Source organism: Dactylosporangium cerinum (assembly GCF_042653625.1).
GTDB lineage: Bacteria > Actinomycetota > Actinomycetes > Mycobacteriales > Micromonosporaceae > Dactylosporangium > Dactylosporangium cerinum.
In genome coordinates, this window is sequence record NZ_JBHSIU010000054.1 from 64,206 (window position 1) to 85,217 (window position 21,012).

Annotated in this window: 18 protein-coding genes; 6 read left to right on the top strand and 12 right to left on the bottom strand. The window is 73.5% G+C overall.

Going from position 1 to position 21,012, the window contains the following annotated elements:
* The first annotated feature begins 71 nt into the window (after window positions 1-71).
* Together ACFPIJ_RS38150 and ACFPIJ_RS38155 are read left to right on the top strand one after the other, a co-directional pair.
* The gene (locus ACFPIJ_RS38150) at window positions 72-869 is read left to right on the top strand and encodes a COG4280 domain-containing protein (protein ID WP_380122783.1); all 798 of its coding nucleotides are present in this window, start codon (window positions 72-74) and stop codon (window positions 867-869) included.
* Entirely contained in the window at window positions 866-1,081 is a 216-nt protein-coding gene (locus ACFPIJ_RS38155) for a hypothetical protein (protein ID WP_380122785.1), read from the top strand. Before ACFPIJ_RS38150 ends, ACFPIJ_RS38155 begins: the two co-directional genes overlap by 4 nt.
* Before the next feature lie 33 nt (window positions 1,082-1,114).
* Here the strand turns inward: ACFPIJ_RS38155 and ACFPIJ_RS38160 are convergent, their stop codons facing one another.
* The 8 genes from ACFPIJ_RS38160 to ACFPIJ_RS38195 form a co-directional block, all read right to left on the bottom strand.
* Window positions 1,115-1,840, bottom strand: coding sequence for a COG4705 family protein (locus tag ACFPIJ_RS38160; RefSeq protein WP_380122787.1), 726 nt, complete (start codon window positions 1,838-1,840; stop codon window positions 1,115-1,117).
* Between the two features lie 195 nt (window positions 1,841-2,035).
* Window positions 2,036-3,118, bottom strand: coding sequence for a lysylphosphatidylglycerol synthase transmembrane domain-containing protein (locus ACFPIJ_RS38165; protein WP_380122788.1), 1,083 nt, complete (start codon window positions 3,116-3,118; stop codon window positions 2,036-2,038).
* Window positions 3,115-5,736 (bottom strand): FtsX-like permease family protein, encoded by a 2,622-nt coding sequence (locus ACFPIJ_RS38170; protein WP_380122790.1) that lies wholly within the window; start codon window positions 5,734-5,736, stop codon window positions 3,115-3,117. The genes ACFPIJ_RS38165 and ACFPIJ_RS38170 overlap by 4 nt, the downstream gene beginning before the upstream one ends.
* Complete coding sequence (locus ACFPIJ_RS38175) at window positions 5,730-6,398, bottom strand: ABC transporter ATP-binding protein (protein ID WP_380122792.1); 669 nt, start codon at window positions 6,396-6,398, stop codon at window positions 5,730-5,732. The genes ACFPIJ_RS38170 and ACFPIJ_RS38175 overlap by 7 nt, the downstream gene beginning before the upstream one ends.
* A 1-nt stretch (window position 6,399) precedes the next feature.
* Window positions 6,400-7,080 carry an ABC transporter ATP-binding protein gene (locus tag ACFPIJ_RS38180; RefSeq protein ID WP_380122794.1) on the bottom strand — a complete coding sequence of 227 codons (681 nt, stop codon included), beginning with the start codon at window positions 7,078-7,080 and terminating at the stop codon, window positions 6,400-6,402.
* Entirely contained in the window at window positions 7,077-7,634 is a 558-nt protein-coding gene (locus ACFPIJ_RS38185) for a hypothetical protein (protein WP_380122795.1), read from the bottom strand. The genes ACFPIJ_RS38180 and ACFPIJ_RS38185 overlap by 4 nt, the downstream gene beginning before the upstream one ends.
* 44 nt (window positions 7,635-7,678) lie before the next feature.
* The gene (locus tag ACFPIJ_RS38190) at window positions 7,679-8,983 is read right to left on the bottom strand and encodes a sensor histidine kinase (RefSeq protein ID WP_380122797.1); all 1,305 of its coding nucleotides are present in this window, start codon (window positions 8,981-8,983) and stop codon (window positions 7,679-7,681) included.
* The gene (locus ACFPIJ_RS38195) at window positions 8,980-9,636 is read right to left on the bottom strand and encodes a response regulator transcription factor (RefSeq protein ID WP_380122799.1); all 657 of its coding nucleotides are present in this window, start codon (window positions 9,634-9,636) and stop codon (window positions 8,980-8,982) included. The genes ACFPIJ_RS38190 and ACFPIJ_RS38195 overlap by 4 nt, the downstream gene beginning before the upstream one ends.
* A gap of 129 nt (window positions 9,637-9,765) precedes the next feature.
* On the opposite strand from ACFPIJ_RS38195, the gene ACFPIJ_RS38200 reads away from it, so the two are divergent.
* From ACFPIJ_RS38200 to ACFPIJ_RS38210, 3 genes are read left to right on the top strand one after another with little or no spacing between them, the layout of a single operon-like run.
* A complete protein-coding gene (locus tag ACFPIJ_RS38200; protein ID WP_380122801.1) occupies window positions 9,766-10,842 on the top strand; it encodes an iron ABC transporter substrate-binding protein in 1,077 nt (358 codons plus the stop codon).
* A 36-nt stretch (window positions 10,843-10,878) separates the two neighbouring features.
* Complete coding sequence (locus tag ACFPIJ_RS38205) at window positions 10,879-12,456, top strand: ABC transporter permease (protein WP_380122803.1); 1,578 nt, start codon at window positions 10,879-10,881, stop codon at window positions 12,454-12,456.
* Window positions 12,453-13,553: an ABC transporter ATP-binding protein gene (locus ACFPIJ_RS38210; protein WP_380122805.1), complete on the top strand. Its 1,101-nt coding sequence runs from the start codon at window positions 12,453-12,455 to the stop codon at window positions 13,551-13,553. The genes ACFPIJ_RS38205 and ACFPIJ_RS38210 overlap by 4 nt, the downstream gene beginning before the upstream one ends.
* Before the next feature lie 41 nt (window positions 13,554-13,594).
* Here the strand turns inward: ACFPIJ_RS38210 and ACFPIJ_RS38215 are convergent, their stop codons facing one another.
* Together ACFPIJ_RS38215 and ACFPIJ_RS38220 are read right to left on the bottom strand one after the other, a co-directional pair.
* A complete protein-coding gene (locus tag ACFPIJ_RS38215; protein ID WP_380122807.1) occupies window positions 13,595-14,239 on the bottom strand; it encodes a response regulator transcription factor in 645 nt (214 codons plus the stop codon).
* Entirely contained in the window at window positions 14,230-16,161 is a 1,932-nt protein-coding gene (locus ACFPIJ_RS38220; protein WP_380122809.1) for a sensor histidine kinase, read from the bottom strand. Before ACFPIJ_RS38220 ends, ACFPIJ_RS38215 begins: the two co-directional genes overlap by 10 nt.
* A gap of 108 nt (window positions 16,162-16,269) precedes the next feature.
* Here ACFPIJ_RS38220 and ACFPIJ_RS38225 point away from each other — a divergent pair, with 108 nt between their 5' ends.
* Window positions 16,270-16,833: a hypothetical protein gene (locus ACFPIJ_RS38225; protein ID WP_380122811.1), complete on the top strand. Its 564-nt coding sequence runs from the start codon at window positions 16,270-16,272 to the stop codon at window positions 16,831-16,833.
* A 120-nt stretch (window positions 16,834-16,953) separates the two neighbouring features.
* Here the strand turns inward: ACFPIJ_RS38225 and ACFPIJ_RS38230 are convergent, their stop codons facing one another.
* The gene (locus ACFPIJ_RS38230; RefSeq protein WP_380122812.1) at window positions 16,954-18,462 is read right to left on the bottom strand and encodes an esterase/lipase family protein; all 1,509 of its coding nucleotides are present in this window, start codon (window positions 18,460-18,462) and stop codon (window positions 16,954-16,956) included.
* The gene (locus tag ACFPIJ_RS38235) at window positions 18,459-20,786 is read right to left on the bottom strand and encodes a CHAT domain-containing protein (protein ID WP_380122814.1); all 2,328 of its coding nucleotides are present in this window, start codon (window positions 20,784-20,786) and stop codon (window positions 18,459-18,461) included. Before ACFPIJ_RS38235 ends, ACFPIJ_RS38230 begins: the two co-directional genes overlap by 4 nt.
* Window positions 20,787-21,012: the final 226 nt, after the last annotated feature.

The window sequence follows — 21,012 nt, forward strand, 5'->3', positions numbered from 1 at the left end:
CCACGGCACTGCCCACCTCCGTCGGGGTGCTGGTCACCAACCGGTTCCAACCGTGGAGCAGGAGGTCACGAGTGACACAACATGCCGTCTGGGGCCTGGGTACGGCCACGTTCATCGCCGCGTTCGTCGAGTTCGTCGAAGCCCTCACCATCGTGCTGGCCATGGGTCTGACCCGCGGCTGGCGCTCCGCGCTGATCGGCACCGCCGCCGCGCTGATCGTCCTGGCCGGGTTCACCGTGGTGGTCGGCTACGCCCTGGCGACCTGGCTACCCCGCTCCATGCTGCAGCTCGTCGTCGGGGTGCTGCTGCTCATCTTCGGTCTGCAGTGGCTGCGGAAGGCGATCCTGCGCAGCGCCGGTCTCAAAGCGCTGCACGACGAGGATGCCGCCTTCGGGCGGGAGACCGCCGCCGCGCGGACCGCCGGCCGCGACCGCCGGTATGGGTTGGACTGGTTCGGGTTCGTCGTGTCGTTCAAAGGCGTGTTCCTGGAAGGTGTCGAGGTCGTCTTCATCGTCATCACGTTCGGGCTCAACGCCGGGAACGTGCCCGTCGCCGCCGCTGCCGCGACCACCGCCGGGATCGTGGTCGCCGCCGTCGGCGCGGTCGCCGCGAAACCGCTGTCCGCGGTCCCGGAGAACACCCTGAAGTACGCCGTCGGGCTGCTGCTGGCCACGTACGGCACGTTCTGGGCGGTCGCGGGGCTCGGAGCGCTGCACGGCGGGACGAGCCTGGCCTGGCCGGGTGGCGACTGGACACTGCTGGTCATCCTCGCCGGGTGGCTCGCCCTGTCCCGGCTCCTCGTCCTGGTGCTCCCCCGAGTCCGCCCGGCACACGCGACGGGCCCTTCAGCGAAGGAACCCGTGGCATGACCGTCCTGCGTGGCATCTTCCGGTTCCTGTACGACTTCATCATCGGCGACGACTGGAAGATCGCCGCCGCCGTTGTCTCCGCCCTCGTCACCGGCCTGGCGCTGCTGGCTCTCGGCACTCCCCCAGCGATCACGGTGATCCTCACCGCCGTCGCCGTCGCCGCAGCGTTCACTGCCGCCATCCTCATCGACGTACGTCGGACCGGCAGCTGAACGACGGTCAACCAGGCGGATCCCGCCGGTAACTCAGTGGGGCCGGACGGCGGGGTGCTGACGTCGAACGGCGAGGATCGCGATGATGACTGCCAGCAGCACGGCGGAGGCGGCGTAGCGGTCCAGCGCAAGGCCGCCCTTGGCGAGGGGTTTGTCGAGGAAGTCGCCGACGACGGCGCCCAGCGGCCGGGTCAGCACGAACGCCGCCCAGAACAGCAGTCCGTGCGAAAGGCGGGTCCAGCGGTACGCGGCGGCGATGACCGCCAGCAGGGCGGTGAACAGGAGCGCGCCGCCGGTGTACCCGAGCCCAGCCGTGTCCGCGGTCCAGTCGCCCAGTGCCGTTCCCAGCGTCTGTGAGAACAGAATGGTCAGCCAGTAGAACCCTTCGGTACGCGGTGACCGGACGCTGGTGACCGCGATCGTGCCGGTCGCCTTGTACCACAAGCCGAAGGAGGCGAGCAGGCCGATGAACAGGATCGTGGTGCCGCCCAGGTAGCCGATGCCCAGGTCCCGGTCGACGTGGTCGGCGATCGTGGTGCCCAATGTCGTCGTCGCCACGATCGTGAACCAGTAGATCCGCTGATGGAACCGTGCCGCCCGGATCTGCAGGATCACCGCGGCCACGAAGGCGAGCGCGAAGATCATGCTGCTGGTCAGGTAGCCCAGGCCCATCGACATTGAGAGCGAATCGCCACCGGTCTCGCCGAGCGTGGTAGCGAGAATCTTGACCACCCAGAATCCGAGGGTGATAGCTGGCACCTTCGCGACGAAATCGCGGAGTTGCTCCGCCGAAGCGCTGGCCGGAACAGCTGCCGACGGGGCACCTGTCTGCCGTGTTGCGAAGGGCGGGCGCGGACGAGGCATGAGCGGACTCCGTTCTGGCGGCGACCCTGGAAATAGGACAAAGCACCATCAGATGGTACTCCTACAATTTGTAGGAGAGCGCCTGCCCGATCAGTACCGTGCCGCGCGACGCGACAAGAGCCAGGCCCCGAGGGCCATGCCGCCGACGGGGATCTCGGCTGCGAAGACGAACGCGCGGAACACCAGGATCGCCGCGAGTGACGCGGTCGGGTCGGCACCGAGGACGATGAGGACGCCGATCGTGCCCGCCTCCACCAGGCCGGTGCCGCCGGGGGTGATCGCGAGCAGGGTCAGGGCCCGCTCGGCGACGAGCGCGGCAAGCACGACGGCCGGGACCGCGCGCAGCCCGACCGCGGCGCAACAGCACCACAGCAGTGCGCCCTGCAGCAGCCAATACGCCGCCATGCCCCAGCTCAGCCGCGCCCAGCGCCGCCGGACGAGGCTCCCCGCGCCGGCGAACAGGTCCGCGGCCACCGACGTCCACAGCCCATCCGGGCGGCGGTCCCGGCGGCGCCCGATCCGCACGCGCAGCCGGTCCGCGACCGCGACCAGCCGCAGCAGGAGTGTCGCGCGGCCGAGCAGCGCGGCGACGACGAGTCCGCCGGACGCGGCGAGCGCACCGGTGGCGGACAACCACAGCGCGACGTGCCCGGAGGGGGCCGCGCCACACAGCACCAGGGCGACGACGGCGACGAGTGGCATGACGAGCTTCGCGATCACGTCGGTGGCTTTGGACACCACGACGAACCTGGCGAAGTCGAGGTTGCTGTGGCCCCAGCCGCGCACCATCGCCAGGTTCAGCGTGGTGCCGGCGAGGCCACCGAGTGGCATGACGTTCGACACCGCGCTGCCCGAGAGGTTCAGCGTCAACGCCCGCCGGCTGGTCAGGCCCGGCAGTGCCGCGGTGAGCACGACCGTGTGCACCCAGAGGCCGACCAGCCACACGACACCGAGCACCAGCAGCCACCGCGGGCCGAGGCCGGAGATCAGGTGTCCGGCCCGCGACCAGGAGGCGCCGGTCGACGACAGGTGCGTCGCCGCGTAGGTCACGGCGACCGCCGCCCCCAGGAGCAGCAGCGCCCGGACCCACGGGTGCCGCCGCGACGCGCCGGCGGCGGCACCGGCCGCACCGCCGTCCACGGACGCGGGCACGGACACGGGTTCGGCGGTCATTCGCTACGGACCAGGGTCAGGTCCGGACGGCGGGTCCGCAGGACAAGCACGGTCACGGTCACGGTCACGGCGCCGGCGATCGCGGCCACGACGCCGGCGAGATACGCCCAAGCCACGGCGGGCGAGTCCGGCGGCGGGTCGAAGACGCCGCTGAGGGTCGCGACAAGGATCTGGGCCAGACCTGCACCGAGGGCGGCGCCGAGGAGCAGCGCCGGCACCGTGACGACGGCCGCCTCCGCGGCGATGAACCCGGCGAGATGCCTCGGCCTGGCCCGCAGGACGCCGAGGATGGTGAAGGTGCGCCGCCGCTCGGTCAGGTCGACGGCGAGGACCAGTCCGGCGGCGGCGACCGCGAGCGCCAGCGCGAACCCGAGCTCGATACGGGTGAGGCCGGCAAGGTCGACGCCGGTGAGGCTGGAGCCGACCAGGGCGCGGCCGGCGGTGATGTCGGTGATCGCCGCCGCGGTGCCGACCCTGGCCCGCAGGGCGGCGGCGACGGCGGCGGGGTCGCTGCCGGTGGTGTCGACGAGGTGTGTGTCGGCGGCGGCGCCGGCCTGTGCGGTGACGTAGTCCTGGTTCGCGACGAGGAAGCTGTCGGTGGGTGCGGTCGGGAACTCGTTGACGACACCGAGGAAGTGGAACGCGACCGGGACCTGGGCGCCGGTCCGTGGGTCGGTGACGCGCAGGGTCAGCCGGTCCCCCGGTTGCAGCTGGAAGTCCAGCACGGTCTCCGCGGACACCAGGACGCCGTCGGGCTGCAGGTCGAGGCGGTGCATGAGGCCGGCCGCGCTGCCGCCGGTGAACCAGGCGTCGGCGAGGTGCGCACCGGCGGTCACCGTGCCGGGCCGCACGGCGTACAGGTCCTGCAGGTCGGCGCCGACGTACGCGTAGCGGTGCTGCATCGTCTCGACGTGCCGGACCCCGGGCGTAGCGCCGATCACGGCGGTCAGCCCGCCGGGCGCCGAGCCGGGCGCGGCGGCGACGGTGACGTCGGCGCCGTTGGTAAGGCGGGCGTCGACCTCGGCCTGCTGCCGGTAGGTCGCGGTGAACACCGACGTGGAGACCGCGAACGCCACCGCGCAGGCGATCAGGGTGGTGGCGGTCGCGATCGGGTGCCGGCGGCGGTGCAGGGTGGCCGCAACCGTCCCGGACAGGGGACCGGCGACGGGTCGCACCAGCGCGGTGAGCACCGCCCGCCCGCGCCGTAGCGCAGCCGCGACGAGCCGCCACGCCAGCAGCGCCCCGCCGAGCCACAGCAGCGCCGGACCGGCGAACGCCCAGTAGTCGACCGAGATCCGCGGCGCGCCCTCCGGAGCAAGGACGACCTGGTATCCGTGGGCGGTGGTGACCCGCAGGATCAGCGCGGCGCACGCGAGGGCCAGCACGTCGAGGCCCAGCCGCAGCGCGAGCGGCAGCCGGCCCGCCGGAACCTGGCCGCGGGCGCGGGCGTCGGTGACGCTGCCGGTCCGCAGTGCCCGCCAGGCCGGGAGCAGGACGGCACCGGCGGCGATGAACAGGCCCGCGGCGCCGGACGCCAGATACCAGACCGGTCCACCGGAGGCACCGAAGACGGCCGTGCCGAGGGCCGCGGCGGCGCCGGCACCGAGGGCCGCGCCGGCCAGGCCGCTGACGACGGCCTCGGCCGCCGCGATCGTCAGGACCTGCCGGACGGTGGCACCGCGGGTCCGCAGCAGCGCCTGCTCCCGCTGCCGGCGCGGCCCGGCCACCGCGACGACCGTCGCGGTCAGCAGGCCGGCGACGACCACCCCGGGAGTGGCCAGGAACAGGAACAGCACGGTGGCGTATGCGGCGTCGGAGCGGGCCGCGCCGAGCGCCGCGCCGAGGTTGTCGACGGTGTGGCCGGCGCCGGCGAGGGTCGCGTCGAGGTGCCGGGCGGCGCCGGTGGCGGCCGTGTACGCCCGCTGCGGGTCGGCCGGCAGTTTGCGGGCGGTCCGGACGTGCAGCTGCCCGCTCACCAGGTCGGGCCGGGTCGCCTGCAGCGGGTCGAACAGCCGCGCGAACCCGGCGTCCGGCAGCAGCAGCACGTTGTCCGGCGGTGCGGTGGCCCCGCCGCTGGTCGCGAGGAGGGTGTCGGCGTGTGGCAGGTCGACGATCCCCGTCACGGTCACCTCGGCGGCGGGCAGGCCGGGCCGCTCGACCGTGAGCATCGTGCCGGGGACGGCGTGCAGGTTGGCCGCGGTCTGCTGGGCGAGCACGGCGCCGTCGCCGCTGCCGGCCAGGACGCGCACCTGCCGGGGGAAGGTGTCCCGGTATCCGGGCGGCAGGCCGAGCACGACTGCCGTGCCGGTGGTGCTGACGGTGCCACCGGTCCGGTTGGACAGTGCCGGCGTGCCGGCGTAGCGGACCGGCAGTGCCGTGGTCACGCCGGCCTCGGCGCGGGTCGCGGCGAGTGCCGCCGCCGGGTCGGCGCCGGCGTCCAGGTGAACCTGCCAGTCGACGTCGACCGGCGCGACCGCCCGGCGGGTCATCGAGGCCTGCGCGCCGCCGAGGAACGCGCCGACGGTCCCGAGCAGCGCAACGGCGGTGGCGATGCCGGCGGCGGTGGCAAGCAGCCGGGCGGCGCGCCGGCGCAGCAACCCGGCGATCCAGATCAGCACGCCGGCTCCCCGGGTGCCTGCACGACGCCGTCCACCAGCTCCCAGCGGGTGCCGATCCGGTCGGCGACGGCCGGATCGTGCGTGGCGACCACGAGCGCCGCGCCGATCCGTTCCGCGGCCGCGAGCAGGACATCGACGAGGTGCGCGGCAGCGGCGGAGTCGAGGGCCGCGGTCGGCTCGTCGGCCACGATGAGGTCCGGTCCGGCGGTGACCGCCCGCGCGACCGAGACCCGCTGGGCCTGGCCGCCGGACAGTTCGTGCGGCAGCCGCCCGGTCAGGTCGGCGAGCCCGAGCAGGTCCAGGGCCTCCGTGGCGGCCTGCCGGGCCACGCGGGCGGGGTGCCCGGCCAGCAGCAGCGGCAGCGCCACGTTCTCCCCGGCGTCCAGCGTGGGCACCAGCGCCGGGCCCTGCAGGACCACACCGACCCGGCCGGGCCGGTCGCGGGGATGCCCGTCCAGCGCCGGCCAGCGGGCCGTCCCGCTGGTCGGCTCGTCGATGCCGGCGATGAGGTGCAGCAGCGTGGACTTGCCCGACCCGGACGGGCCGGTGACCGCGATCCGGGCACCGGCGGGAACGACGCAGGTCACGTCACGGACCGCGGTCGCCGGTCCGAAGGTGCGCACGAGGTGCAGGCCGGTGAAGGCGTCGGGGCTGCCGGCCATGTCAGACCTCCTCCATGCCGGTGATGCGCCCGTCGCGCAGGTCGATGACCCGATCGGCGGCGCGGGCGACGGCGCGGCTGTGGCTGGCGACCAGGACGGCGGTCCCGGCGGCCGCACGTGCCGCGAGCAGGCCCAGCACCGCGCGTTCGGTGACTTCGTCCAGCTCGCCGGTCGGCTCGTCGGCGACCAGGACCGCCGGGTCGTTCGCCAGGGCCACGGCGAGAGCCGCCCTGGCGACCTGCCCGCCGGACAGCTCGCCGGGCAGCGCGTCGCCGCGCCCGTCCAGCCCGACCGCGGCCAGCCGGGCGGTCATGCCGTCGCTGCCGCGTGGGTGCCGGGCGAGCCGCCGGGCGAAGCGGATGTTCTGCGCGACGGTGAGGTGCTCCAGGAGGTTGCCGGACTGGAACAGCACACCGATGTGCTGCGCCCGCAGCTTGGCCCGGGCGGCTTCCGGCCGGCGGGTGATCCGGCGTCCCGAGACCCACACGCTGCCGCCGTCGGGCTCATCCAGACCCGCGACGCAGGCCAGCAGTGTCGACTTGCCGGACCCGGACGGTCCGGTCAGCGCGACCCGCTCGCCCGCGTCGACGCGCAGCGAGACACCGCGCAGCGCGAGGACCTCCTCGTCGCCGCTGTGGAAGAACCGGAAGAGCCGTTCGGCGCGGATCGCCGGCGCGGTCACGGCAGCCACCGGACCGAGTCGGTGACCGTCCGCCACGGATCGACGTTGTCCGCGCCGTGCGGTCCGGCGAGCGTCACGGTCAGCAGGTCTTCCGGCGCGTGCCAGTACGAGTACCGTTCGACGTCGTCGTTGACGACCTTGCCGGTCACCGGGTCGGGCGCGGCGTCGGCCTGATACCTGACGAGCAGCACCGGACCGGCGGCGCGCTGCACCTCGGAGACCGGGCCGGGGGTGAACCCGGTGGTGGTCCCGCGCAGCGCGGTCAGGTCGGCCTGGCCGGCCGCCGCGTCGGGTGCGGTGGAGCGGGTGCCCAGGTTGACGGTGATCGTGTTGAGTTTGTCGGTGAAGGTGGTGGTGCCGCCGGACTCAACTCGGGACCATCCCTCCGGCACCCTGATCGAGTACCGGCCGCCGGGCGGCCGGTACTCGACGAAGGCCTGGTTGTCCGGGATGTCCCCGGCGCCTCCCTGGTCCGGCGCACCGTTGTGGCCGCAGCCGGACAGTGCCAGACCGGCCGCGACGGTGACGGCCACGAGCATGCCGATGGTTCGCATGACCGGCACCGTAGGCGCGGCCGGCTGAAGGCACGCTGAACATGCTACGGATCTGTTCCTGGCACCGGGAGCGCAACGGTGGCGGTGCAGCCGGCGCCGGGCATCGACATGATCGACAGCGTTCCGCCGGCCGTGGCCGTCGCCTGTGCCAGCAGGGCGAGTCCGAAATGACCGTCCGGTGGCGCATGGCCGGGGCTGAACCCCGTGCCGTCGTCGCGGACCACCAGCACGACCTCCCGGCGGCGCGCAACGACCGACACCGTGACGGTGATCCGCGCGGGCCCGCCATGCCGGACAGCGTTGCGGACCAGCTCGACTGCCGCCTGGCTGAACAGCACCTGATGCGGTCCACGGATCAGGTCGGCGGCCCCCGCGGACACCGTGACGTCGAGCGTGACGGTCTCGCCGCCGTGTTGCCGGAGCAGCCCGGGCAGGCTCTCGGCGAGATCGCCCAGCGGGGCGGCGGGCAGCAGTCCACCGGTGAGCGCACGGAGCTCGGCGATGCTGATCTGCACGATCTCCCTGGCCGTCGCCATCCGGTGACCGCCGGTGTCGGATCTGGCCGCGGCGGCATCGGACAGGACGATGCCGGCCGCAGCGAGGTTCTGGATCGGGCCGTCGTGCAGTGCCTGGGCCAGTTCGCGGTGGTGCCGGTCGCGCACGGCAACGGCAATCGCAGCAAGATCGGCACGCTGGGTGGCCAGCCGGCGGGAACGGCGCACGGCGTTCACCGTCAATGGCAGCACGGCGGCAGACGCGCCCAGGACGACGAACAGCAGCGAGGGGAGTTGGGTCCGGGCGACCTGCCACACCGTGGAGCGCACGCTGGTCGGCACGTATGCCTCCAGGCGCAGCAGGTTGTTGCCGGCGTCGCGGAAGGTGGTGAACACCTCCAGCAGCTGATTGCGGTGGTCGACCTCAAATCGGTGCTCGATGTCGTCGGGCACCGCCAGGGAGGCCGGCACCGAGGAGGCGAGAGGGCCGTCAGCGGCCCGGGTGAAGCCTTCCAGCTGCGGCCGGTCGGAGATGACGATCCGGGCGGTGTCGCCGCTGATGATCCACAACTTGACCCGGGCGAGCACGCCCGAGCGCAGGAACGGGTCCAGCATCTCCAGCAGGTGCGCCCGGTGATACCCATCGGAGCTGCTGTAGTCCGCGGCGGACAACGTATCGGCCACCGTGGCGCTGACGGCCGAGGCGGTGCCGATGGCCTCCCGCGCGGAGGCAGCCCGGGCGGTGCCCACCAATCCCGGGCTCGCGCCCGCGACGGCCACGACCGCGATCAGGGCGGTGACCGCGAGGTGGCGCAGCACGGACAGTCGCCAGGTCACCCCACCGCGGACGGTCATGGATACCGCTTCCCCGTGGTGACCAGACCGGACTCGACGGCAGCGGCGACCGCGGCGTGCTGGGTGTGCACGCCGAGTTTGGCCAGGATCGTCTTGATGTAGTCACGCACGGTGTGCATCGACAGGCCGAGGTCCTGGGCGATCCGCCGGGCGTCGGCACCGGAGGCCAGCAGGGCCAGCACCTCGCGTTCGCGCGGGGTCAGTTGCGGTCCGGCGGCGCCGTCGAAGCGCCGCCGGGGCGGTGGCCCACCGCGCAGGACGCCGAGCACGGCGTTCAGTGCGTCGTCCTTGGCCAGGAACGCGTCCGCACCGGCGCGGTGCGCGGCGGCGGCCAGATCCGCACGCGGATGCCCGGTCAGGACGACCAGCAGCGCCGTCGGGCGCATCGCCCGCAGCGCCTCGACGACGGCCAGACCACCGGCATCGGGCAGGTGCAGGTCCACGATGGCGACATCGAAGTCGTAGACGGCGGCCTTGGCCAGCCCGTCCCGCGCCGAGTTGGCCACCGCGACACATCGCAGGTCCGGTTGGGCGTCCAGCGCGAAGGCGAGCACATCGGTGAAGATCCGGTGGTCGTCGACGAGCAGCACCGCCCGCGGCCCTCGGCCCGCCGCGCCCGCGCCGCATCCGGCGGGCATGGTCGCCGTGCTCATCACGCCATCGATCCCTTCCGGGGACAACCCCCCAAATTTGGGGGCTCAGCCAGGGTTGGCCCAGCCCTACGGTACTTAGGCAAGCCTAACGTAATACCCGCGTGAGCTCTCCAGCGAAGGACCACCTCGATGTTGATCACTTATGCCTCGACCCGGCGGCGGGCGCTCGCAGCGCTGCTGGCCGTTCCGGTGGCGGCACTGGCCGCATGCGGCGGCACCGACGCCGGCAGTGGCGCGGCGGCCCCTACCGGCTCGTCCGCGCCGGCGCTGGACCGCAACGCGACGTTGACGCTGTACAACGCGCAGCACGACACGCTGACCAAGGCGTGGGTGGAGGCGTTCACCGCCAAGACCGGCATCAAGGTCGAGATCCGGCAGGGCAGCGACCTGACCATGGCCAACCAGCTGGCCGCGGAAGGCGCCGCGTCACCGGCCGACGTGTTCCTGACCGAGAACTCCCCCGCCATGTCGGTGGTCGAGAACGCCGGCCTGTTCGCCCAGGTCGACAAGGCGACGCTGGCGCAGGTGCCCGCCGAGTACTCCCCGTCGACCGGCAACTGGGTGGGCATCGCCGCCCGCAGCACGGTCCTGGCGTACAACCCCGCCAAGGTCACCGACGCGGAACTGCCGAAGTCGATCATGGATCTGCAGGACCCGAAGTGGAGCGGCAGGTTCGGCGCCGCTCCGAAGGGCGCGGACTTCCAGGCCATCGTCTCGGCGATGCTCGAGCTCAAGGGCGAAGCGGCCACGAAGACGTGGCTGGCCGCACTCAAGGCCGGCGGGCAGGCGCACACCGGCAACAGCGCGGCCATGAAGGCCGTCAACGCCGGGACGTCCGCAACCGCCGTGATCTACCACTACTACTGGTACGGCGACCAGGCCAAGACGAAGGAGAACAGCAACAACGTCAAGCTGCACTTCTTCGGCGGTCAGGACCCGGGCGCCTTCGTGTCCGTGTCCGGTGGAGGGGTGCTCAAGTCCAGCAAGCACCCGGCCGAGGCACAGGCGCTGCTGCAGTACATCACCGGCAAGGACGGCCAGAAGCTGCTGGCCGACAGCACCGCGTTCGAGTACAGCGTCGGCAAGGACGTGCCGTCCAACCCCGCGCTGAAGCCGCTCGCCGAGCTCGGTGCGCCGAAGGTCGACCCGTCGAAGCTCAACAGCAAGAAGGTCGTCGACCTGATGACCGCCGCCGGGCTCATCTGAAGCAGCACCCGAATCCGGTAGAGGCACGCTCCAGCCGTGACGCCAGCCATGATCCCCGCCGGGCCGGCAGCAGGCGCAGCCAAGCAGCGACGCCGGTCGCTGCCGCCGCTGCGCCTGCTCGTGCCGGGTCTGCTGATCGCGGGTTTCACCGCGATCCCACTCGCCGTCATCGTCTACTACTGCTTCGACGTCGGCTGGGCCGTCGTCGAACCGCTGGTGTTCCGGCCGCTCATCGGTGAGCTGCTCGTCAACACGGTCCTGCTGTGCGCCACCACGACCGCCTGCTGCCTGACGGCCGGCGTGGCCCTGGCGTGGCTGGTCGAGCGCACCAACCTCCCGGGCCGTGGCCTGTGGCTGGCGCTGCTGGCCAGCCCACTGGCGATCCCCGCGTTCGTGAACAGCTATGCCTGGATCAGCCTCGTCCCCGAGCTGCACGGGCTCTGGGCGGCCACGCTGATCACCTCCCTGTCCTATTACCCGTTCGTCCTGCTGCCGGTCGCCGCCGCCCTGCGTCGCCTCGACCCGGCGCTCGAGGAGACGGGTCGCAGCCTCGGCCTCGGTCCGGCCAGGGTCTGGGTCCGGGTCGTGCTGCCGCAGCTGCGGCCGGCGATGCTCGGAGGATCGTTGCTCGTCGCGCTGCACCTGCTCGCCGAGTTCGGCGCCATCGAGCAGCTGCGGTACGCCACCTTCGCCACCGCGATCATCGCCCAGTACGAGTCGACGTTCGCGTCCACGGCGGCGAACGCGCTCGCCGCCGTCCTCATCGGCTGCTGCCTGCTGTTCATCACCCTGGAGGTCGTGACCCGCGGCAGGGCACGAACCGCCCGGCTGGGTTCCGGTGCCGCCCGCGCGGCCACGCCGGTCCGGCTCGGCCGCCTCACCGCACCGGCCGTCGCGGTGCCGCTCGCCGTCGTCGGTCTCGCCGCCGGCGTACCCGTCTACAGCATCACCCACTGGCTCGGCCACACCGACACCGCGGGATACTCCATATCCACCCTGCTTCCGGTGCTGGCGACCACCGCTGAACTCGCCGCGCTCGCCGCCGCCGCCACCGTCGCCGCCGGGTTCCCGCTGGCATGGCTGTCAGTGCGGTACCGCAGCCCGATGACCACCGTGCTGGAACGCAGCACGTATCTGGCCAGCTCCGTCCCCGGCGTCGTCGTGGGCCTCGCCCTGGTGACCGTCTCGATCCGCTACGCACGGCCGCTGTACCAGACCACCATCCTCGTGGTTGCCGCATACGTGATGCTGTTCCTGCCGAGAGCGATGGTGAACCTGCGCTCGGCAATCGGCCAGGCACCCCCGGTGCTCGAGGAAGCGTCGCGCGCGCTCGGCCAGACCGCGTCCGCCACGTTCCGCCGCGTCGTCATCCCGCTCACCGCACCGGGCGTCCTGTCCGCAGCCGCATTGGTATCACTCGCCGTCACCACCGAGCTGACCGCCACGATCCTCCTCGCACCGACCGGAACCCACACGCTGGCCACCGGGTTCTGGTCCGCCGCCGCCGAGATCGACTACCCGGCCGCCGCACCGTACGCCGTCTGCATGATCGTCCTGTCGCTCCCGTCGGCCTACCTGTTGCTGCGCCAATCAGCCCGAGGAGTCACCCGATGACCGCCCTGTCCGTCCGCGGACTGTTCAAACGCTACGGGCGGGTGCCCGTCCTCAACGGCATCGACCTCGACATCGCCCGGGGATCCCTCACCGCGATCCTCGGGCCCTCCGGCTGCGGCAAGACCACCCTGTTGCGGATCGTCGCGGGATTCGACCGGGCCGACGCGGGCACCGTCGCACTCAACGGCACCGACGTGTCCAGCGGCCGCAAGGTCCTGCCGCCCGACCGACGCGCCATCGGCTACGTCGCGCAGGAAGGTGCCCTGTTCCCGCACCTGGACGTCCAGGCCAACATCACCTTCGGCCTGCCGTACCTGACCACCGGCAGGCGCCAGCGGCGGGACCGTGCCGCCGCCCTGCTGGAACTGGTCAGCCTCGATCCATCCCTGGCCCGGCGGTATCCCCATCAGCTCTCCGGCGGCCAGCAACAACGCGTCGCCCTCGCCCGCGCCCTCGCCCGCAAACCCTCGCTCGTCCTGCTCGACGAACCGTTCTCCTCCCTCGACGCCGGCCTCCGCGAGGCCACCCGGACCGCCGTCGCCGCCACGCTCAAGGCCGAGAACGTCTCCACGCTCCTGGTCACCCACGACCGGGCCGAAGCACTGTCCATGGCCGACCACATCGCCGTCATGACCGACGGCAGGTTCACCCAGACCGGCCCGCCGCAACAGCTCTACGCACGGCCCGCCACCCTGGACACCGCGCTCCTGCTCGGCCCGGCCAGCACCCTCGACGGCAAGGTCGACAACGACCGGGCCAACTGCCCGCTCGGCGCCCTCCCCCTCACCCGGCACTGCCCCGACGGCGACGCCACCATCCTCATCCGCCCCGAGCAGCTCCACCTGTCCGACGCCGGCACCACGGCCGACACCGACGCCACAGTCACCGGATGCGAGTTCTTCGGCGCCGACATGGTCGTCACCGTGCGACTCGCCGGCGGTGCCACGATCCGTGCCCGCGCCGCCGGCACCACCCCGTTCCACCCGGGACAACCGGTCACCGTCACCGTGCACGGACCGGTGCACGCCTACCCACGGCAGGAGCCGGGCAGGCGCCCCGACGACGTGCCGCCTGCCGACGGACCGGGCGTCAGGTAGTGCCGGCCCGTTTGTCCGGCTGCCGTTGCTCCCGGCCGCCGTCAGGCCCGCAGGAAGGTGAGGACGGCGAGCACGCGGCGGTGTTCGCGTTCGTGCTGGGCCAGGCCGAGCTTGGTGAAGATGGACGTGACGTGGGCCTCGACGGTCTTGACGGCCAGGTGCAGGTCCGTGGCCACCGCCGCGTTCGACAGCCCTTGCGCCATCAGCGCGAGCACGGCCCGCTCCCGCTCGGTGAGCGCGTCCAGCGGGTCGCGTTCCCGGCGGCGCGCCACGAGCCTCGCGACGAGTTCCGGGTCGAGGACGGTTTCGCCGCGGGCGACCTTGCGGACGTCCGCGCCGAACGCGGCCAGGTCCGAGACCCGGTCCTTCAGCAGGTACCCGACCCCGCCGTCGAACTCCGTCATCAGCCGCAGCGCGTGGTGGGCCTCGACGTACTGCGACAGCACCATCAACCCGACGCCCGGCACCGTCGCGCGGATCGCCGCCGCCGTGTCGATGCCCTCCGAGGAGAACCCGGGCGGCATCCGCAGGTCGAGCACCACGACGTCGGGCGGGTCGGCGGCGACCAGGCGTCTCAGCGTGGTGCCGTCGCCGGCCTGACCGGTCACCGTGAAGCCCACGTCCGCCAGGATGCGGGCCATGCCCTCCCGGAAGAGCACCGCGTCGTCGGCGAGCATCACCCGCACGGGATCACCGTCCGCAACGTCGTGCCGGTCGGCGGGCTGTGGACCAGCAGCCGCGCGCCGAGCGTCGCCAGCCGGTCGGCGAGTCCCTCGAGGCCGTTGCCGGGCCGCACCGCGGCGCCACCCCGGCCGTCGTCGGCCACCTCGACCACCAGACCGGTCGCGGTGAGCGTCACCTCGACGGCGACGACCGTGGCGGCGGCGTGCCTGGCGGCGTTCGTGAGGCCCTCGCTGACCACGAAGTACGCCGTGGCCTCGACCTCGGCGGGCAGCCGGCGCTCGACGGCGACACGGAGCCGGACCGGCACCGCGGACCGGTCGGCGAGGGCACCGACCGCCGCTTCGAGGCCGTCCTGTGTCAGCACCGCCGGGTGCAGCCCCCTGGCCATCTCCCGCAGCTCGGCGGTGGCCTCGAGCAGGTGGGCGCGGACCCCGTCGGCCTGCGCGGCCAGGTCGGTGGCACCGGCGGCGGTGGCCTGCCGCACCAGGCCGCCGAGCTCCATCGCGACGGTCATCAGCCGCTGCTGCGCGCCGTCGTGCAGGTCGCGTTCGAGCCTGCGGCGGGCGGCGTCGCCGGCCGCGACGAGGCGCTGGGCGGTCGCGCGGAGCTCCAGCACCAGGCCGGCCTGGGCGGCCAGGTCGCCGATCAGGCGGCGCTCCGCAGCCGTGACCGGCTCGCCGGGTGCCTTGACAACGGTGATCGCCCCGCGGAAGCCGCCGTCGTGCAGGACCGGCACGCCGTCGAGGTCGGTCAACGCGCGCGGCCCGGCCGGCACCGGTGCCGTGGCCGGCCAGACCGAGACGGCGCGCAGGTCGCCGGGCGGGCCGGTCCACAGGACGACCTGACGCGCCGCGACGGCGTCGGCCACGGTGGTGCAGATGCCGTCGAGCAGCCCTCCCGCGGGCGCGGCGAGGTGCGCGGACAGCCGGGCGAGGGCCTCGTACGGGGTGGCCCGGCGGCCGTACACGAGCCGGTCGGCGACGCGTTGCACCCGCCGGCGCAGCGGCTCGAACGCGACGGCGACGAGGCCGGTGGCGATCAGCGACAGCAGCGTGCCGTGGCCGTCGACGAGGCGGCCGATCCCGGTCACCACGACGGCGTACCCGGCGGTCACCACCACCGCCATCGCCCCGAACACCAGGGACCTGTTGATGACCGGGTCGATGTCGTACAGGCGGTACTTCAGGATCGCGGCACCCGCGGCGGTGGCCATCAGCGGTGCGGTGAGCGCGCCCGGGACCGGCGAGCCCCACCCGGCCAGTCCGACCACCATCACCGCGGCGGAAACCGTGACGGCGTAGAGGAACCAGCGCAGCTGACGGGCCTCATCGGCCCTCGCGCGGGCGACCCGGACCACGACACACGACACCCACACGAGCTGGAACAGCAGATAGCCGGCCGGCCGCGCCGCGTCGTAGAACGCACCCGCCGCCGCTCGGCCCGGAAGATCGAGCGGATGCGGGGCGACGAGGCCGATCCGGGCGTACTCGACCGGCCACAACGCCGACACCACGGCGAGGACCAGACCGACGACGGCGAGGACCCCGACGACCGGCCGCCAGCCCCGCGAGGGCAGCATTCCGGTCGGGAAGCACATGACGGTCACCCCGACCAGGACCAGCACCAGCGGCAGCGGCCACACCCCGAGCCAGCCGATCCACGACGCCGCGGGCAGCGGCCCGGCATACAGGCCGTACTGCCGCCCGGCGAACATCACCGCGTGCGCGACGCCGGTGGCGACGAACAGCCGGCCCTCGCGGTTGCTGGGCCGCCTGCCGACCACGTACAACCCGACCGCAGTGAAGCACGCCGCGATGAGTCCGTTGTGGAGGTTGCCGACGTGTACCCCGAGCGCGAACCCACCCGCGACGAGCACGCCGGTCACCGCGGCGGCCGCCCAGCCGAGTTTCGCGGTGCGCGTCACATGCTGCATCGTGCCAGGTCACCCGGCCGGCAACAGCAGGGTTAACCCTTCGATGTGCCGAGGGTCCACCCGGATGCCCGGCGGCCGGTCCGGCGCGACCCTACTGTCATGACTCCCTCACCCGGCACTGCCCTGGACCGGTTGCTCACCGCCTCGCTCATCGGCGGCCCGGTCGTCTCCCTGGTCGCCGACGTCCTGTACGCCGCCAACGGCTGGGACGACCCGACGGCCGCCGTCTTCCACGTGCTCGGCGCCACCGGGTACATCCTCGTCCTGGTGCGCCTGCTGTCCCTGGACGGCGGCCGGCTCGCCGCGGCGCTGCTGATCGTCGGCGCGCTCGGCGCGGCCGGCAACGTCGGCTACGGCTTCAACACCATCCACGTGTCCCTCGGCGACACCGACCTGGTCGACGCAACCGGCGCGGCGACTCTGATCAAGCCGCTGGGCTTGTGCTTCCCGCTGATGCTGCTGCTCGCCGCGGTCGCGCTGCGCCGGGTCCAGCCGGTGTGGAACGTGGCGCTGCTGGCCGTCGCCGCGCTCGTGTGGCCGGTCGCGCACATCGCCGACATCGCGTGGCTGGCGGTGGCGGTGAATGTGGCCCTGGTCGCCGGATTCGGTGCCGTCGCGGTCACCACGTTCCGCGCCCCGGCGCCCGCCACCGCGGCGCTGTAGCATTCACCGGGCCGGCCATGAGGTCGGCCACCTCCGCCAGCCGCTCGGCCGCGTCGTCGACGGCGACCCGTGCGGCACCGTCGCCGCCCGGCCGCACGGTCGGCCGCGCCGTGCGCGGGCTCAGCCGCCCAGCCAGCCGACGATCCGCTCGCGGACCAGCGTGTGGCCGAAGAAGCCGGTGTGGGCGATGAACGGCGGGCCGCCGACGATGTGCAGCGGATCGTCCACGATGTACTTGTTCGCGCGGTACACGCCCTCGGTCGGCACCACGAGGTCGTTGGGTGCGGCGAAGAGCAGGTCCACGAGCCCGTCCAACGCGCGCAGCGGCAGCGCCGCGCCGGCACCGGGCTTGAAGTCGGTGGTAGCGGCGAACACCTCGGTCGCCGCGGGTCGCGGTTCGGCGTTGAGTGCCTTGAGCCACGGCTCGTCCGGGTTCATCGCGGCGAGGCCGGGCAGGCCCTGGTGCGCACCCGTGGCGACGTCCTTGACGATCTCCAGCACCAGGGCGGCCGCCGAGCCCGACACGTCGTCGAGGAACAGCGTGGTCACGTTGGTCATCACGTCCAGCAGCGCGCGCAGCTTGTCGGTGCGGGCCAGCACCGTGCCGGCGTTGGGCACGGCGATGTGCACCAGCCGCTCCACCACCGGCGCCGGGCGTCCGGCGGTCGCCGCGACCGCCGGGTCGGTCAGCAGCCGCGACACCAGCCCGCCGCGCGAGTGGGCCACCACGTCGAGGCGCACCGGCCGGTCCGCCGGCAGGCGGTCCAGCAGCCACGCCACGTTCTGCCCGGGCTCGTCGTGCAGCGTCGGATGGTCGAAGACCAGCACCCGGCGGTCGTACCGCGCCAGCAGCCGCCGCATCGCAGCATCGTCCGCGGCGAGTCCGGCGAAGCAGGAGTGGCCGGTGCTGAAGGTGCCGTGCACCAGCAGCAGCACCGGGTCGCGGACCCCGTCGAACCAGCTCGCGTCCACCATGGACAGTTCCCGGCGGGCCGCGGGGTCGAAGTACCCGGCCGCCGCGTCCCACAGCCCGTACGGCCGGTGCCGCCCTTCCCACGCCCGGGCCAGCGAGACGGCGACCCGGCCGGCCGCCCACTCGATCGGGAAGCGCAGCAGGTGCAGGATCTTCCGGCGGCCGAAGTCGAACAGCGCCCGCTCGGTCGCCGGCCCGGTGCGCAGTTCGTACTGCTCCACCGGCACCGCGAACGTCTGCCCGTCGCCCGGCCCGCGCACCGGGGCACCGGGGCCGGTGAGCGGCTCCGCGAAGTGCCAGCGCAGCACCCCGGCGCCGTCGACCTCGAGCAGCACCTGGGCCTCGTCCGGGCGGTCCGGCAGCGGCACGGTGATGTCGAGGCGGGCCGGCTGCGCCTCCGCGCGGAGACCGGTGACCGGCGCGGCGGTCGACTGGAGCTCCTCGAATGTCACGGTCAGGTCGATGCGCATGCCGGTGTCGTCGAGGGCGCCCTCGATCCGCGCCGCGTGCTCCGCGTCCAGCTCGACCCGCGGCCCGCCGGCGCGCACCCCGCCCGGCCCGCCGGTCTGCGGATCCGACACGATGCCCGCGGTCTCGTGGGCGGTGACGGTGACGCCGGGCAGCACCACCACCTCCCCGGGCGCGAACGGCCTCATAGGTACTCCTCCGTTGCCGGGACGGGGCCGCGCCAGGTGACGCGCAGCCGGGGGTGACCGAAGAACAGATACGCCAGGCGCGACGGGTGCCGCCCCTCGGCGCCGCGCTGGCCGCGCAGGTACGCTGCCGGGGAGCCGCCGCCGAACACCGCCTCGTAGAAGCCGGTGCCCACCTCGTACGCCACCTGGTCGTCGACCTTCCACAGTGGAGCGACCGCGGCGCCCACGCCGAGCCCGGTGAACGCGGCGGCCATGCCGGCCGACTGGCCCAGCGAGTCGGTGGCCTGCCCGAGCTGGCAGGCGTTGAGGAACACCACCCTGGCCCGGAAGGACTCGGCCCCGCCCACCTCGTTGGAGGTCAGGTACGAACCGTCGGTGAGCAGCATGCCGTCACTCATGCCGAACGCGTCGAACTTGCCGTGGATCGCGAAGTGCACGATGTCCGGGGCCGGTCCGGTGCGCAGCATCGCGGTCACCGCGGGCTTCGTCGCCTCGACCGCCCGGGCGCCGTAGGCACGCCGCAGCTCCGCCGCCTCCTGGCGGGCCAGCGGGAGGTCGTCCCGGGTGTACTCGCCGGAGACCGTGGTCATGGTTGCGGCGTCGAGCCTGGCCGGGGGCACCTTGGCCTGGTTGCGGTGCACGCCGGTGAGCCACCGCCCGACGTCGGCGTAGCCGCCGAGCACGTCCTGGCCGGGCCGCCGCAGGTCACTGGGCAGCTGGGCTAGCTCCCACGGCACGTACGGGTCGGCGGTCGCCAGCATCACCGCGGCGCCGGGTCCGAGCCGGCTCAGCGCGCGCCACACCTCGCCGGGAATGGCGTCGGCCACGGTCCGGCCCAGGTCGCGCAGGAACAGGTCGAGCTGGACCTGGCCTCGGTCGATGTTGCGGTAGGCGTTGGCGACGAACTGGGCGGTCGCGTCGCCGACCTTGCCGTAGGCGGGCCGCGCCGGTGCCACCCCCGGTCGCGGCGACAGGATGGTCCAGGCCAGCATGTCGGGCCGGTTGGCCTCGCCGACCAGCAGGTAGAGGTCGGCGGCGTCGGCCGAGTTGGCGTCGAGCGTCCACGCGCTCGTGACGTCCTCCGGCTCCGGGTTCACGGCGTCCACGACGGCCACGGCGTCCACAGCGGCCACGGCAAAGCGTGGCGGGTGAGCGGCGGCCCCGGCACCGCGCGGCGGGTCCGCGGCGTCGACGGTGGCCTCGGCACCGCGCGGCGGGTCCGCGGCGTTGAGGGCGGCACCGGTGCCGCGCTCCGGCGCGCCGGCCGGCCGGACCTGGACGCTCCGCCAGGCGACGCCGAGCAGCTGCCCACCGATGTGGTAGCTGGCCTGGATCTGCCGGGTCGCCTTGTACACCGGGTCGTCGACAGCCATGATGCGCACCGCCTCGACCGGCAGCGGGTCCCCGTCGACCACGCGCAGCGCCACGGTCTCGCCCACCATGCCCAGCGTCCGGAAGCCGTCGAGGCCCAGGCTCACGGTGACCTCGACGTCGCCGGGCGGCAACGTCAGCGGCCCCGGAGCGACGGTGCCGCCGCCGGAGGTGTCCGCCGCGGAGAGCCCGACCTCCAGGAAGAACGGCGTGGCGACCACCACCTGGGCGGGCGCCCCCAGCAGCGGATGGGCGCTGCGCAGCGCCCGTGACGGATCCACGTCGGCCGGGTCGACAGCGTCCTCCGGCACAGCCTGGTTGGCTCCCCCCTGCAAGGACACTCCACGCGCCCATGGCAGACCGTCGACGAGCGCATCGGCGAGCCGCTGGAAGTCCCACCCGAGCCGCAGCGCGACGTCGGTCTCCAGCCGCCCCACGTGCCTGCTCGACCGCGCGAGCGCCCGCAGCCCGGCCTCCAGCGCGACCTCATCATCCACCGCCAGCACCGCGGCGAGCAGGTCGTCGGCGGCCACGAAGGACAGCGCCACCGCGACAGCCTCGCGGCGGGCGTGCGTGATGGCCGGCATTCCGGCGAACCCGCCGGTGGCCCGGGCTACGGTGGCGACCCGCCGCACCGCGAGCTGCAACGCTGCTTCGGACCGGGGCCAGCCGAGCAGCCGCCCCACCAGGTCGTCCAGCAGCTCACGCACGGCCACGTCGTCGAGCCCGCGCAGTGGCGTCAGGTCGTCGGGAAAGGTCTCGTCGCCCAGCCGCAGCACCAACTGATCGGCCAGGTCACGGCCCCGGCCGGCCTCGGCCGGATCGGGCACCCTGGCCACCTCGGCCACCGGCGGCAGGTCCCGCAGCAGCGCCTCGGCGGCCGCCCGCACCCCGGCCCCGACCCACGCGTCCCGCGCGAGCAGGGCGAGCTTGTCCCTGGGCGATCCGTTCACGTTCGCCTTTCGTTCGTGGACTGGGTCACCGGTTGTCGGCTCGACCGTACCGTTCGTCACGTCCGTCCGGTCATCGACCGAACCGGTGGCGCCACGGATCACCCGGCGGACCCGCTCCGGACCCGCCCGGGCCACAAGCTGCCACCGGTGCACGCTGCAGCACCAGCCTGTGCACCAACCCACCACGACGAACGTCCTGCGCCTCGAGCACGGCGACCGGGTCGAG